The following is a 13,814-nucleotide window of genomic DNA, read 5'->3' as shown; positions in this document are numbered from 1 at the left end:
ATTATCTTTGCAAACCTCTTAAACGAGTGCTGTATAAATAATGAATCAAAAATATCCATCCATATTATTAGAAAATGCAGTAAATGAGTTTGCCAAACTACCAGGTGTAGGGCGTAAAACTGCATTACGTTTTATTCTGCACATGCTGAGACTCGACACAGATTCGGTCGACGCATTTGCTGAAGCTATTGTTCGATTGAAACACGAAATCAACTATTGCAAAGTTTGTCATAATGTATGCGACGAGGAAGTATGCTCTATATGCAGCGATCCAAGACGAGACGCATCAACAGTCTGCGTAGTTGAAAACATCAAAGAAGTGATGGCTATAGAAAACACCATGCAGTACAAAGGATTGTATCATGTACTTGGCGGCATCATTTCACCAATAGACGGTATCGGTCCTGCAGATCTACAGATCGAAAGTCTCGTAGAGCGTGTATCTACTGGAGAAATCAAAGAAATCATATTGGCACTAAGCACAACAATGGAAGGTGATACGACTAATTTTTACATCAACAAGAAACTAGCACCATACAATCCTAAAATATCAATCATAGCACGAGGAATATCGATTGGTGACGAAATAGAATATGCCGACGAAATAACCTTAGGTCGTTCTATCGTCAACCGAACCCCATTCAACGATTCGTTCAGAATGTAATAACATAATAAATATGCATAAGCAATTTAAAACCATATATTGGATCAATCTTCTTATTTTCATTATTGGATTCCTTGGCCTTTTACAAGTAAAAGGTCCCGATTTTGGCACTAATATAGAATCTGACATTGCCTTCGAGAGATATGCGATCATCATAACTCTTGCTAGTATACCATTAGCACTGAAGCTATTTCACAACATGATGTCTAAAACCAAGAACCTGGATGCATACGCCACTGAAACAATATATAAAAAAGCTTATTTCATCCGTTTAGGCATATTGGATTTAGCTGCAATAATCAACATAATCGGATTTCATTTATTCGAAGCTACAAACTTTATCTATATGACTATTGTTGTATTAGCAGCAATGCTGTTCTGCTATCCGAGCAGTAACATACAGAAAACTGAAGAGGAAGAGTTATAATTTATCTCTAAAAAAACAACAGCTATGATTATCGCAGTAGACTTTGATGGTACAATCGTTGAACATGAATACCCCAGAATAGGCAAGCCCATTCCATTTGCAATTGAAACGCTCTTACAATTACAAAAAAAAGGGCACACCCTCTTACTATGGTCTGTTCGTGATGGCGAATTACTTCAGGAAGCTATAGATTACTGCGCCAACAAAGGGCTTGTTTTTTATGCGGTCAACAAGAACCATCCGGACGAAGATCCTCAAAACGTTTCTCGTAAGCTGAATGCCGATATCTTTATAGATGACCGCAATGTAGGTGGACTTCCCGATTGGGGAGTAATATACAATCTTATATACGATAATGACTTCAGCGGAAACTCACTCCAAACAATGATGGAGGAAGACAGGCATTACCCACGCCGAAAAAGGAATTTCTTTATCCGCTTGGGCGAAATGTTTGAAAAGGGATATTAAATCAGTAATCTGATGTTACTAAATAATTCTATATTGCAACTCAGAGCTCTCGAGCCGGAAGACTTGGACATGCTCTATATATGGGAAAATACCCCTCCCCTATGGATTCATGGGAACTCACTGTCTCCATATTCGCGGATGGCTCTTCGTCAATACATAAACGAGACTCAGCAAACCGATATATACGAAAGCAAACAACTTCGCTTGATAATCGAATTAATGGAAGATAAATCTGCTGTTGGAGTTATCGATTTATACGATTTCGATATCAGAAACAGCCGTGCAGGAATAGGCGTACTTATCGATGCTAGCTATCGTAACAAAGGCTATGCAGCACAAGCTCTGACAATAATAGAAGAATACGCATTCAATTTCCTAGCTCTACATCAACTCTATGCTCATATATTAGCGAGCAACGAAGTCAGCTTGCGTCTATTTCAAAATGCAGGGTACAAAGAGACCGGTGTTTTAACAAATTGGGTGCAAACAAAAAAAGGAACTTTCGAAAATGTACATATTGTACAACTCAATAAATAACTATTCAGATGAACGAAGACATAAAACAAGCACTTGATGTGCTCTACGCCGGAGGATTGATTCTATACCCTACCGACACTATTTGGGGAATAGGCTGCGATGCGACCAACGAAGAAGCAGTAAAGAAAGTTTACGAGCTCAAAAAACGCGTCGACAGCAAGGCTCTTATCACACTGGTAGACAATATGTCAAAAGTCGAATTTTACGTAAAAGATGTACCAGGAATCGCTTGGGATTTAGTAGAAATTGCAGACAAGCCTCTGACTGTAATCTATGACAATGCCCGCAACCTAGCTCCTAATCTTGTAGCCGAAGACGGAAGCATAGCAATCCGTGTAACTCAAGAAAAATTCTCTCAGACACTCTGTCAACGTTTCCGCAAAGCTATAGTTTCTACATCTGCAAATATTAGTGGCGAACCATCACCACAATCATTCGAAGATATCAGCGAAGAAATAAAAAATGGAGTAGATTATATCGTAAAATTCAGACAAACCGAAAAGACGAAGTCTAAGCCATCAAGCATCATAAAACTTGGAACTTCGGGACAAGTCAAGATTATCCGCGAATAAATATCCGATAATTTTGCATCTTTTTGCAGTAAGTTCATTAAAACTATTTGGTAATTCTTTTTCCTGTTGTATATTTGCACACTTACACTAAAAATGTGCAAATCTTATGATAAAAGAGAATTTTATTAAATTATACGAAACAAGTTTTAAGAAAAACTGGGATATGCCAGCGATGTCTGATTATTCGAAGAAAGAAAAACTTCACTATAAAGACATCGCTTTCGAAATAGCCCGCCTACATATATTACTGGAAGAGGCCGGAATACAAAAAGGAGATAAAATTGCCCTAGTAGGTAAAAACAATATCCCTTGGTGTGTTGCCTATCTTGCAAGCATCACATACGGAGCAGTGATTGTTCCTATACTACAAGACTTTCATCCCAATAATATCCAACATATTATTCATCATTCCGATTCGAAACTGCTTTTCGTCAGCAATTCAATCTGGGAAAAGCTAGAAGGCGAGCAACTGGAAAACATCGAAGCTACTTTTTCTACCGATTCACTATCGTTTGATCTATTGGAAGAAAAAGAAGAAGGCAGGTTCTGTAAAATTCATGCTACAATTGATTCTCGCATCAAAGAGAAATATCCAAATGGCTTTAAAGCTGAAGATATCAAATATGCTGATGTTGACAACTCCGAACTTATTATAATAAACTACACATCCGGAACAACCGGATTCAGCAAAGGCGTAATGCTTACAGCCAACAATATGGCCGGAAACGTAACTTATTCGCATTACTTAAAACTTTTACGTCCAGGCGATGATATCGTTTCCTTCTTACCATTGGCACATGCCTATGGCTGTGCATTCGAATTTCTTTATGCACTGACTGAAGGCTGCCACGTAACATTACTAGGCAAGGCTCCGACACCTAAGATACTACAAGATGCACTTGCCGAAGTTAAGCCACATCTGATAGTCACAGTTCCACTTATCATCGAGAAAATTTATAAAAAAGCAATACTTCCTCAGATAGAAAAACCTGCTATCAGAATGGCTCTGAAAGTTCCTATCTTGCGCGAAAATATATATGCAAAAATCAAGAAAGGACTTATGACTGCTTTAGGGGGCAATTTCAGCGAAGTCATTATCGGAGGAGCTGCCCTAAACAAAGACATTGAAGAATTCTTATACAAGATAAAATTTCCATTCACTGTAGGTTACGGAATGACCGAATGCGGTCCACTAATATCTTACGATCATTTCGATGAATTTGTACCTCGTTCATGTGGCCATATCCTAGACAATATAATGGAAGTACGTATTGACTCAGAAGATCCGTATAATGTAATCGGAGAAATTCAAGTCAAAGGTGAAAACGTAATGAAAGGCTACTACAAAAACGAAGAGGCTACAAAAGCAGCCTTCACTGAAGATGGATGGCTAAGAACCGGAGACTTGGGTACAATCAATGAAAAAAATCAGATCTTCATCAAAGGACGATCAAAGACAATGCTTCTAGGAGCAAATGGACAAAACATTTTCCCTGAAGAATTGGAATCACAATTAAATAACCTGCCTTTCATCCTTGAAAGCTTAGTTGTTCAACGCGAAGGCAAACTGGTAGCACTCGTATATCCGGATTACGAATCGCTAGACGTAGCAGGAGTAGATCAAGATATGCTTCCGGCAATTATGGAAGACAACAAGAAAGTTATAAACAAAGCCGTCGCTAGTTACGAAACTATTAGTGCGATACAGATATACCCTACCGAGTTCGAAAAGACACCTAAAAAGAGTATAAAGCGCTATTTATATGAGAATTAATGGTCATTTTAACCAAATCGTAAAAAAAACGTAATTTTCTCAAAAAAAACCTTGTTTATGTTGTACAACATATGAAAAATTGCCGTACATTTGCGCCGTAAAACGAACCATTAATTTTTAATTACACTAAGCAATGAAAAAAATTATCCTTTTAGCTGCTGCTGCAGTTGCTATTTCTTTCGCATCTTGCGGAAACAAATCAGCTCAACAAGAAGAAAACGCTAACGAAGCTGTAGAAACTGCTGTTGAAACAGTTGTAGAAGAAGCTCCAGTTGTAGATTCAGTTGCTGCTGTTGCAGACACTCTAGTGAACGCAGCTCAATAATTCTGAAAAGAATTTCAAAAAAGTTTAACCTGTATGAGTTTCTCATATAGGTTTATTTTTTTTATAAAAACGACACAAACAAACATTTGCAAGACTTATACCTTATCCTATATACAGCTAGTAATTTAGAAAGATAAAATAATTATCTTTGTAGGTATTTGTTCACAAGCTTCAAATAAAAATCAGCACATGAGTTTCCAATCCAATGAACATTGGGATATAATAATTGAACCTAAAACCAGACGTTTTTCATTAAATCTGAAAGAAGTGTGGCAATATCGCGACCTACTACAGATGTATGTCAAAAGAGATATCGTTACGATGTACAAACAAACCATACTAGGTCCGCTATGGTTCATCATACAACCCCTATTTACAAGTATCATGCTGATGTTTGTATTTGGTGGCATCGCAAATATATCAACAGACGGGCTTCCGCAGATGCTATTCTACATGTGTGGTGTAATGAACTGGACTTATTTTGCAGAATGCCTAACCAAAACATCCACTACGTTCACTACGAATAAGGATGTTTTCAGCAAAGTATATTTTCCCCGATTAGTGGTTCCTATATCGGGAGTTATATCCAATCTTATCCGACTGGGCATACAAATAGGGTTATTCTTGTGTATGTACTTGTATTTCTATTATAATGGAGCAAATATACATTTCACGTCATACATATTTCTATACCCATTCTTTGTCGTATTACTTGCAGCCCTCAGCCTAGGGTTCGGGATTATAATATCATCATTAACAACAAAGTATCGCGATTTAGCAATTCTTTTTACTTTTGTTATTCAATTATGGATGTACGCTACACCAATAGCCTACCCGCTATCGGTTATGAAAGAAAACTACGAGCAATATATGTGGATAATTCAACTAAATCCCGTAACATCCATAATGGAGGCTATACGTTATGCCTTCATGGGCGTAGGAACATTTAGTTTAGAGTCATTGATATACAGCATCTGTTTCACCATCATAATATTACTAATAGGTATTATCATCTTCAATAAAGTGGAAAAAAGCTTTATTGACGTCGTATAAACGAGAAATCAATATGTCAGATATAGCAATAAAATTTGAGAATATATCGAAACAATATCGTTTAGGTGTTGTAGGTACGGGCACAATCAGCCATGACCTCAACCGTTGGTGGTATAAAGTGAGGGGCAAAGAAGATCCTTATCTGAAAATCGGCGATACGAACGACCGCTCGCAAAAAGCCGAAAGTGATTATGTCTGGGCACTTCGCGATATCAGCTTCGACGTAAAACAAGGCGATGTATTAGGTATTATTGGTAAAAATGGTGCAGGGAAGTCAACCTTACTCAAAATATTATCCCGAGTTACATCTCCCACAACGGGTTCCATTAAAGCAAAAGGCCGTATAGCATCCTTACTGGAAGTAGGAACAGGATTCCACCCTGAGATGACCGGTCGTGAAAACATCTACATGAACGGAGCTATTATGGGTATGACTAAGACAGAAATCACCCGCAAGCTAGACGAAATAGTTGATTTTGCAGGAATAGAGCGATATGTCGACACACCCGTAAAACGTTATTCGTCAGGAATGACTGTACGCTTGGGATTCGCTATTGCGGCACATCTTGAACCCGAAATCCTAGTCGTAGATGAGGTACTTGCTGTTGGTGATGCCGAATTTCAGAAAAAAGCAATCGGCAAAATGCAGGATGTATCGCAAGGAGAAGGTCGAACAGTTCTTTTTGTGAGCCACAATATGGGATCAATCAAAAGACTTTGCAATACAGGAATCTTACTACAAAACGGAACAATTATTGATAGTGGAGACATAAACTATGTAACCGATCAGTATCTAAAGGCATATATGAATCAGCAGATACGATACTCTGCTTTCGATATCAAAAAGAAACAACCAATAAACATCAATAGCATCGAGGTATTTGCTGCCAATAAGAAGGAAAGTACAATTTTCGACATCGAAGATCAGTTGCATGTTAAAGTCGATTACACCGTCAACGAAGATAATCTGACCGGCTCTAACATATCCTTTGCCTTATTCAAGGATGGGGCTTTACTGCTTAGATCTTGGGATGTAGATATGAATCAAAGTCTATTGAAAGGACGTAGTAAAGGGCATTACGAAGCAACTTTTGCCTTACCTGATTTCTTAACGACCGGAACTTACTCAATATCTATCGATTGCGGCAGAGCTGGTGTTGGAGTATACCAAAAACAAGACGATTGCTTGGTATTCGAATTGGAAAATACCGAAATAGATGGAGCTGCCCGCAGCTTCACCAGAGGCGGAATAGTCCGTACGAATATCGATTGGACAAACGATTTAATAGTATAAAACACACAAACTACAAAATAACTAAGACTTAGATATGATAAGCAACAGATATAGGAACGATAATAAAAATGGAATTCCTCTTAATTCTACTCAGCAAGAAGCAAAAGCTAGAGTTGAGCAGAAAATTAAAAATGGCACATATACATTTGAAAATGTATCATGTCCTATTTGTTCCAATAGTGATGATTTCGATACATTAGCAGAAAAAGACAGATACGGATTGTCATGCACAACTGTAGCTTGCAAACGCTGTGGTTTGCTACTCACAAACCCAAGGATGACTCAGGAGTCATACAATCAGTTTTATGATAAAGAATATCGTCCTCTATATTCCGGATCAGGTACGTCAACCGATTTCTTCTTTCAGCGTCAACACAATTCAGGGATGAAGATCAGCAACTTCATTAAAGAACACTCTCCAATCAAAGATTTATCGGGAAAATACGTGGTCGAAGTTGGTTGTGGTGCAGGAGGTATTCTCAAAGCTTTTAAAGATCTGGGTGCAACAATCACTGGATTAGATCTTGGCACCGAGTATTTGAAATATGGAAGAGAAAAACACGAGCTCAATCTCGAATCGGGAACTATACATAGCTATAATTTCGAGAAAGCTCCGGATGTTATTATATACTCACACGTATTCGAACATATTTTGGATGTTGAGAAAGAAATTGAAAGACTAAAAGCCATCAGTCACGAGAAAACAATTTTCTATATCGAAGTACCTGGTGTATATAGTATTGATACTGTATATAGTTCCGATATTCTATCGTATCTTCAGAATGCGCATACTTACAATTTCACACTGAAAACATTAAAAAATTTGTTTGCAAAGCATAATATCGAACTAATATATGGAGATGAATTTGTACATTCGCTATTCAGTCCTAACGACACTAGCATAGAAAAAGAAATAGAAAATATATACGAAGAAGAAATTGCATATTTGCAGAAAACGGAGAAGCGTTTCAATACGTTATCTTTTACTATCAGCCAAAAGATTGCAATTCTATCGATGAAAATCAGACGTCGCCTTTTCAAAAAATAAATCACTAACTTTCAAAATATGAATAAGCCACAAATAATAGCTGAAATCGGATGTAACCATAAAGGTGATATGGAGATTGCTAAAGAAATGATAATGGTTGCAGCATCATTCTGTAAAGCAGATGTTGTTAAGTTTCAAAAAAGGAATAATAAAGAACTTCTTTCAGATGAAGAATATAACGCACCGCACCCAAATCCGGGCAATTCGTACGGAGCAACATACGGAGCACACCGCGAATTTCTTGAATTTGATCTTGAGCAGCATAAACAACTAAAACAATGGTGCGAAGAATATGGTGTAATCTATTCTACATCAGTATGGGATCTAACTTCAGCTGAGGAAATTATTTCTCTAACTCCGAAGTTGATTAAGGTTCCTTCGGCTTGTAACTTGAACAAAGAAATGCTTGAATACCTCTGCGATCATTTCGATGGCGAAATTCACCTTTCGTTCGGCATGACTACTCAGGAAGAAGAAGAAATGATTGTTTCTTTATTCGAAGAAAAAGGCAAAGCTAAGAATCTTGTAATATACAGTTGTACTTCGGGTTATCCTGTTCCGTTCGAAGATATTTCATTGCTCGAAATAAGTCGTTTACGCCAAACATTCGAACATCGTGTGAAAGCTATCGGCTTCTCAGGCCATCACCTTGGAATTGCGGTCGACTCGGCAGCAGTAGCACTAGGCGCTGAATGGATCGAGAGACACTTCACATTAGATCGCACATGGAAAGGCACTGACCATGCAGCATCATTGGAGCCTGATGGTATGCGCAAGCTAGTTCGCGACTGCAACGCGGTATGGAGATCTCTCACATACAAAAAAGAACAAATCTTATCAATAGAGGCAGTACAACGCAACAAACTGAAAAAGAACCAAATCAAATGGCAATAAGCCATCAATTAAAAATATGTCAATAATTGCATTTATTCCCGTAAGAGGAGGAAGCAAATCAATACCTCTAAAAAACATCAAGCCTTTGTGCGGCAAACCTTTGGTTTGTTGGAATATCGAGGCTCTTGAAAACACCACTCAGGTAGATAAAATTATTGTTGCTACCGATTCGGAAGAGATTATCAATACGCTTCACAACTTCGATTACAAGAAAGTAGAAATTTACAGACGATCGGCCGAGAACGCGACCGATACAGCAAGTACAGAAAGTGTTATGTTTGAATACATAAACAAGTCCAACTTAAAAGTGGATGATCTGTTTATGTTAGTTCAGGCAACTTCGCCTTTTACGCAAGCTTCGGATTTCGAAAATGGAATAAATAAATTAAAATACACCCAATCCGATTCACTTCTTAGTTGCGTCCGTTTCAAAAGATTCATCTGGAATGAAGACGGAACGTCTAAGAACTACGACTTCAAAAATCGTCCTCGTCGTCAGGATTTTAAAGGAGAATTGCTTGAGAACGGAGCTTTCTATATCAGCTCTGTTGGGAATATATTAGAAAGTAAAAACAGACTATCAGGGAAAATCGCAATTCACGAAATGCCAGAATTCACGGCTCTCGAAATAGATGAGCCTGATGACTGGATCACAGCTGAAGCTTTGATGCAAAAGCATATATTACAGTCTGATAAAAAAGTTTCAGATGTAAAAAACATCAAGCTGTTCCTTACCGATGTTGATGGTGTTTTGACCGATGCAGGAATGTACTATACCAATAGTGGCGATGAATTGAAGAAGTTCAATACTCGCGATGGCATGGGTTTGCAGTTACTTCAAAAAGAAGAAATAAAAGTTGGCATAGTAACATCTGAGGATACTAAAATCGTAGAGAATCGTGCAAAGAAACTCAAAGTCGATTATCTTTATCAGGGTAAACGAGATGGAGGTAAATTGAGTGCTGCTCTCGAAATATGTAAGCTCGAGAATATCTCAATCGAAGAAGTAGCATATATCGGCGACGATGTGAATTGCTTCGAATTGCTTTCGAATGTAGGATTCCCTGCTTGTCCGGCAGATGCTGTTGACAAGATAAAGGCAATACCTTACATCAGGATCATGCAGAAGAAAGGAGGCGAAGGAGCTGTTCGCGAATATGTGGATTACATATTGACTCACAAATAATATGCTAGATAGACTTAAATATTGGTTTGTACCGCAAGGTTGGAGTAACCTGATCTGCAAAATAGGGCAAAAAGCCGGAGTTGGTCATGGCTATAAAAATATCCAATTTGATGCAGAGAAACTGAAAGCTTTCAAAGGCATTCACAAAGGTGAGCGTTGTTTTATTTTGGCATCGGGACCATCCATAAACAAGCTAGATTTAATGCCTCTGAAAGACGAATATTGCATTGCTGTAAGTCAGTTTTTTCTACATCCCGATATTGAGACTATTAAACCTGAATATCATTGCTTCGCACCTCAACACGAGCCTTTCGACGATGAGACGAACAAGATTATCTTCGATAACTATACGAAACATTATACATTTCCTATAAAGGCTTTTATCGGGACATCAGATTACGAGTATTCTTATTACAACTACCTGATCAAACATCCCGAATGCAAGGTTGATGCTACGTTTATCAATTATCAACAAGCACCTCATATGGATGAATCTAATTATCTCGATTCTGAATTATGGAATCTAGACAAACATCCATTCGGACTTTCGACAGTTATTTATACTGCTATCCAAGTAGCATATTACTTGGGCTTCTCGGAAATATACTTACTTGGCGTCGACCATGATTACCTCAACGATCTTGATCGAAGCGACGGGCATCATTTCTATGATGACAAGAAGAGTTATAGCGACAAAGAGCATCTGAGCAAAATTTCGAAAGAGAAATGGTTCTACATCTATTATAGTAGGTGGATGCAATATCGACTGATGATGCAGTTTCTGAACAAGCAGGGAGTTAAGATTTATAATGCTTCTCCAGGCAGTTATCTCGATGTATTTCCTTTTGCTGATTATAACGATACCATAAGTAATAAAACAAATGGCTAATTTATTAAAGAAAATACTCAGAGCCCTTAGATCTCTAGATGGTTCTAATTTATTTTACAATGCTAATCGTGTAGTATGCTCTACAATTAGCCCGACTGTCAAGTTGTGCAATAAGCATATTGTTAACCATTCAACAATAGGAGATTATACTATTATTGCAGAAGGTTCGCGCATCGATCTAACTACAATTGGCAAATTCAGTTCAATAGGGCCAAACGTTATGTGTGGCTGGGGAATCCACCCTACAAATGGAATTACAACATCATCGATGTTTTATTCTACACGTAAGCAAAATGGATTTTCTCTTAGCTCTACAGATAAAATTGTAGAACGCAAGAAGATTACAATAGGCAACGATGTATTCATTGGCATGAATGCTATTATTCTGGATGGTGTTACAATTGGCGATGGAGCAATCATAGGTGCAGGGGCTGTCGTTTCGAAAAATATCCCCCCTTATGCAATTGCTGTCGGCTCACCAATACAAATAATTAAATATCGCTTCGATGAAGATACTATAAAGAAATTACTCGAAATAAAATGGTGGGATTGGGATCTGGATAAGCTCCAAGATGTAGAAGGGTATTTCTTCGATATTGACCAATTCGTTGCTAAACACTATAAAAAATAAATGCCTGATCAAAATCAGGCATTCGTTTTATTGTATCAATTAATCTCGCATGTTAATTAGTGTTCTATCATAGGTCCATTTTTCATCGGCATCTTCATCCGAAACGAAAGCATTTTGCCAATTAAAATTAACTATAGATATCGGCTGAGAAGCTGTATTATTCCAGCTTACTTCAAAACCTGCTTTAGTTAATTCTTCTCGAATAATATTTCCAATCAAGATAGACTTTTTATCATCATTTTCTTTGGCTCCACCAAAATGTAAATCAAGCTGATCCTCATTTATTGCTTGTTCAAGATCTTCTTCGCTATAGAAACAGTAACCTATAGGAGACAAGCCCTCATCTTCGGCATCAATCCAAATATCCTGAACATCAAACATTGCATCTGATGCGTCAACTCCAGCATTATGCAATGCTATAATTCTCAGACTACTCAAGGTATCAAAAACCACTTGCAATCTATCTAAATCTGTTGGATGGCTCCAAGACTTACTTGCTTCCTGATTTTTATTATACTCACGCGTTAAAACTTCACGTATCCAAACCTCGGTTACTTCATGCCCCCAACCTTCATCATCAACCATGTCTTGAGCATTTGCGATAATATCTTCGAGAGATTCAAATCCTGCCTTAATACTTATAAGGAAATGATCGAAGATGTATTTTTCATTCTCTGTCATAGCCTTAGTCAAATTCGTTTTTTTGCCTTAATTAATTTTTATTGTTAACAATTTAATTTACACGTAATATATTTGCTCCTAATTGATTCAAGCGGACATCAATATTTTGATAACCTCTGTCAATCTGGTCAATGTTATGAATCGTACTTGTTCCATCAGCACACATTGCTGCAATAAGCAATGCAATTCCGGCACGGATATCCGGCGAAGTCATTGTAGTAGCACGTAATGCACAACGACCACGTCCAATAACTGTTGCGCGATGCGGATCGCAAAGAATAATCTGTGCACCCATATCAATCAGCTTATCTACGAAGAATAATCGGCTTTCGAACATCTTCTGATGTATCAGTACACTGCCTCTTGCTTGTATAGCTACCACCAGGATTACGCTCAACAAGTCTGGTGTAAGTCCAGGCCAAGGGGCATCAGCTATTGTAAGGATAGAGCCATCGATAAAAGTATCGATCGTATATTCATCTTGTTGGCGAACAACGATATCATCCCCTACTCTTTCTAGATTGATACCTAAACGGCGGAAAGTATCTGGTATGATACCCAATTCATCATAAGCTACATTCTTTATAGTTATTTCTGATCCGGTCATTGCTGCCATTCCGATGAAACTACCTATCTCGATCATATCTGGCAATATGCGATGTTGAGTTCCCCCCAATGAGGTTACTCCTTCAATACTTATCAGATTTGAGCCAATACCCGTAATCTTTGCTCCCATACGATTCAGCATTTTGCATAATTGCTGCAAGTACGGTTCGCAAGCTGCATTATAGATAGTTGTTTTACCCTCAGCAAGTACTGCCGCCATGATAATATTTGCAGTACCAGTTACCGAAGCCTCATCAAGGAGCATATATGCTCCTCTCAACTTATCGGCAGTAATGCTATATAACTGTCGCATCGAATCATAAGCGAAATCTGCACCTAATTTTTGTATTCCAATGAAGTGCGTATCCAGACGACGACGACCTATTTTATCACCTCCTGGTTTTGGTAGTAAAGCTTTTCCGAAACGTGCTACTAATGGTCCAATAATCATCACCGAACCACGAAGCGAAGCGCTTTTCTTCAGAAATTCCGGTGTTTCAAGGTACGCCAAGTTTACTTCGTCTGCTTTGAAAGACCAAGTATCTTCACTCAAACGTTTCGTTTTCACCCCCATATCGCTCAGAAGAGCAATAAGGTTATTAATATCTAATATATCGGGAATATTTTCAATAACGACCTCCTCAGGTGTAAGCAAAACTGCGCATATTATTTGCAATGCTTCATTCTTTGCTCCTTGAGGTGTTATTTCTCCGCTTAGACGGTTCCCTCCTTCAATTATAAATGATGCCATTCTATGTATTCTAA

The 13,814-nt window shown here is 38.0% G+C and carries 16 protein-coding genes; 14 read left to right on the top strand and 2 right to left on the bottom strand.

Annotation, left to right across the window (positions count from 1 at the left end):
* Positions 1–40 precede the first annotated feature (40 nt).
* The 14 genes from recR to C1A06_RS07845 all read left to right on the top strand — a co-directional run bounded on the left by recR (position 41) and on the right by C1A06_RS07845 (position 11,762).
* Positions 41–664 carry a recombination mediator RecR gene (gene recR, locus C1A06_RS07910; RefSeq protein WP_101689704.1) on the top strand — a complete coding sequence of 208 codons (624 nt, stop codon included), beginning with the start codon at positions 41–43 and terminating at the stop codon, positions 662–664.
* Between the two features lie 13 nt (positions 665–677).
* Positions 678–1,091, top strand: coding sequence for a hypothetical protein (locus tag C1A06_RS07905; RefSeq protein ID WP_101689703.1), 414 nt, complete (start codon positions 678–680; stop codon positions 1,089–1,091).
* Between the two features lie 24 nt (positions 1,092–1,115).
* Positions 1,116–1,559, top strand: coding sequence for a BT0820 family HAD-type phosphatase (locus C1A06_RS07900; RefSeq protein WP_101689702.1), 444 nt, complete (start codon positions 1,116–1,118; stop codon positions 1,557–1,559).
* A gap of 12 nt (positions 1,560–1,571) precedes the next feature.
* Positions 1,572–2,096, top strand: a complete 525-nt coding sequence (locus C1A06_RS07895; RefSeq protein ID WP_101689701.1) for a GNAT family N-acetyltransferase — start codon at positions 1,572–1,574, stop codon at positions 2,094–2,096.
* A gap of 8 nt (positions 2,097–2,104) precedes the next feature.
* Positions 2,105–2,668, top strand: coding sequence for an L-threonylcarbamoyladenylate synthase (locus tag C1A06_RS07890; protein WP_101689700.1), 564 nt, complete (start codon positions 2,105–2,107; stop codon positions 2,666–2,668).
* Positions 2,669–2,774: 106 nt separating this feature from the next.
* On the top strand, positions 2,775–4,442 hold the full coding sequence (locus C1A06_RS07885; RefSeq protein ID WP_101689699.1) for an AMP-binding protein: 1,668 nt from the start codon (positions 2,775–2,777) through the stop codon (positions 4,440–4,442).
* A 133-nt stretch (positions 4,443–4,575) separates the two neighbouring features.
* Positions 4,576–4,767: a PG1828 family lipoprotein gene (locus C1A06_RS07880; protein WP_101689698.1), complete on the top strand. Its 192-nt coding sequence runs from the start codon at positions 4,576–4,578 to the stop codon at positions 4,765–4,767.
* Positions 4,768–4,956: 189 nt separating this feature from the next.
* Complete coding sequence (locus tag C1A06_RS07875; RefSeq protein ID WP_101689697.1) at positions 4,957–5,820, top strand: ABC transporter permease; 864 nt, start codon at positions 4,957–4,959, stop codon at positions 5,818–5,820.
* Positions 5,821–5,833: 13 nt separating this feature from the next.
* A complete protein-coding gene (locus C1A06_RS07870; protein ID WP_101689696.1) occupies positions 5,834–7,114 on the top strand; it encodes an ABC transporter ATP-binding protein in 1,281 nt (426 codons plus the stop codon).
* 34 nt (positions 7,115–7,148) lie between these two features.
* The gene (locus C1A06_RS07865; RefSeq protein WP_101689695.1) at positions 7,149–8,162 is read left to right on the top strand and encodes a class I SAM-dependent methyltransferase; all 1,014 of its coding nucleotides are present in this window, start codon (positions 7,149–7,151) and stop codon (positions 8,160–8,162) included.
* A gap of 18 nt (positions 8,163–8,180) precedes the next feature.
* Positions 8,181–9,056: an N-acetylneuraminate synthase family protein gene (locus C1A06_RS07860; protein ID WP_101689694.1), complete on the top strand. Its 876-nt coding sequence runs from the start codon at positions 8,181–8,183 to the stop codon at positions 9,054–9,056.
* Between the two features lie 16 nt (positions 9,057–9,072).
* Complete coding sequence (locus tag C1A06_RS07855) at positions 9,073–10,242, top strand: acylneuraminate cytidylyltransferase (protein WP_101689693.1); 1,170 nt, start codon at positions 9,073–9,075, stop codon at positions 10,240–10,242.
* Position 10,243: 1 nt separating this feature from the next.
* Positions 10,244–11,131, top strand: a complete 888-nt coding sequence (locus C1A06_RS07850) for a 6-hydroxymethylpterin diphosphokinase MptE-like protein (RefSeq protein ID WP_101689692.1) — start codon at positions 10,244–10,246, stop codon at positions 11,129–11,131.
* Positions 11,124–11,762 (top strand): CatB-related O-acetyltransferase, encoded by a 639-nt coding sequence (locus tag C1A06_RS07845; RefSeq protein WP_101689691.1) that lies wholly within the window; start codon positions 11,124–11,126, stop codon positions 11,760–11,762. The genes C1A06_RS07850 and C1A06_RS07845 overlap by 8 nt, the downstream gene beginning before the upstream one ends.
* Before the next feature lie 39 nt (positions 11,763–11,801).
* Here the strand turns inward: C1A06_RS07845 and C1A06_RS07840 are convergent, their stop codons facing one another.
* Together C1A06_RS07840 and murA are read right to left on the bottom strand one after the other, a co-directional pair.
* The gene (locus C1A06_RS07840; protein WP_101689690.1) at positions 11,802–12,443 is read right to left on the bottom strand and encodes a DUF6891 domain-containing protein; all 642 of its coding nucleotides are present in this window, start codon (positions 12,441–12,443) and stop codon (positions 11,802–11,804) included.
* Positions 12,444–12,495: 52 nt separating this feature from the next.
* Positions 12,496–13,800, bottom strand: coding sequence for a UDP-N-acetylglucosamine 1-carboxyvinyltransferase (murA, locus tag C1A06_RS07835; RefSeq protein ID WP_101689689.1), 1,305 nt, complete (start codon positions 13,798–13,800; stop codon positions 12,496–12,498).
* Between the last annotated feature and the right edge of the window lie 14 nt (positions 13,801–13,814).

This window comes from Dysgonomonas massiliensis, assembly GCF_900240225.1.
In the GTDB taxonomy this organism is placed as follows: Bacteria; Bacteroidota; Bacteroidia; order Bacteroidales; family Dysgonomonadaceae; genus Dysgonomonas; species Dysgonomonas massiliensis.
This window is presented reverse-complemented; position numbering and strand designations above follow the sequence as displayed.

Excerpts from the sequence above, each read along its gene's own strand:
- recR (WP_101689704.1), top strand. The coding sequence starts at position 41 with ATGAATCAAAAATATCCATCCATATTATTAGAAAATGCAGTAAATGAG.
- C1A06_RS07845 (WP_101689691.1), top strand. The coding sequence starts at position 11,124 with ATGGCTAATTTATTAAAGAAAATACTCAGAGCCCTTAGATCTCTAGAT.
- C1A06_RS07905 (WP_101689703.1), top strand. The coding sequence starts at position 678 with ATGCATAAGCAATTTAAAACCATATATTGGATCAATCTTCTTATTTTC.
- C1A06_RS07875 (WP_101689697.1), top strand. The coding sequence starts at position 4,957 with ATGAGTTTCCAATCCAATGAACATTGGGATATAATAATTGAACCTAAA.
- C1A06_RS07880 (WP_101689698.1), top strand. The coding sequence starts at position 4,576 with ATGAAAAAAATTATCCTTTTAGCTGCTGCTGCAGTTGCTATTTCTTTC.
- C1A06_RS07885 (WP_101689699.1), top strand. The coding sequence starts at position 2,775 with ATGATAAAAGAGAATTTTATTAAATTATACGAAACAAGTTTTAAGAAA.
- C1A06_RS07855 (WP_101689693.1), top strand. The coding sequence starts at position 9,073 with ATGTCAATAATTGCATTTATTCCCGTAAGAGGAGGAAGCAAATCAATA.
- C1A06_RS07860 (WP_101689694.1), top strand. The coding sequence starts at position 8,181 with ATGAATAAGCCACAAATAATAGCTGAAATCGGATGTAACCATAAAGGT.
- C1A06_RS07840 (WP_101689690.1), bottom strand. The coding sequence starts at position 12,443 with ATGACAGAGAATGAAAAATACATCTTCGATCATTTCCTTATAAGTATT.
- C1A06_RS07870 (WP_101689696.1), top strand. The coding sequence starts at position 5,834 with ATGTCAGATATAGCAATAAAATTTGAGAATATATCGAAACAATATCGT.
- C1A06_RS07895 (WP_101689701.1), top strand. The coding sequence starts at position 1,572 with ATGTTACTAAATAATTCTATATTGCAACTCAGAGCTCTCGAGCCGGAA.
- murA (WP_101689689.1), bottom strand. The coding sequence starts at position 13,800 with ATGGCATCATTTATAATTGAAGGAGGGAACCGTCTAAGCGGAGAAATA.
- C1A06_RS07900 (WP_101689702.1), top strand. The coding sequence starts at position 1,116 with ATGATTATCGCAGTAGACTTTGATGGTACAATCGTTGAACATGAATAC.
- C1A06_RS07890 (WP_101689700.1), top strand. The coding sequence starts at position 2,105 with ATGAACGAAGACATAAAACAAGCACTTGATGTGCTCTACGCCGGAGGA.
- C1A06_RS07850 (WP_101689692.1), top strand. The coding sequence starts at position 10,244 with ATGCTAGATAGACTTAAATATTGGTTTGTACCGCAAGGTTGGAGTAAC.
- C1A06_RS07865 (WP_101689695.1), top strand. The coding sequence starts at position 7,149 with ATGATAAGCAACAGATATAGGAACGATAATAAAAATGGAATTCCTCTT.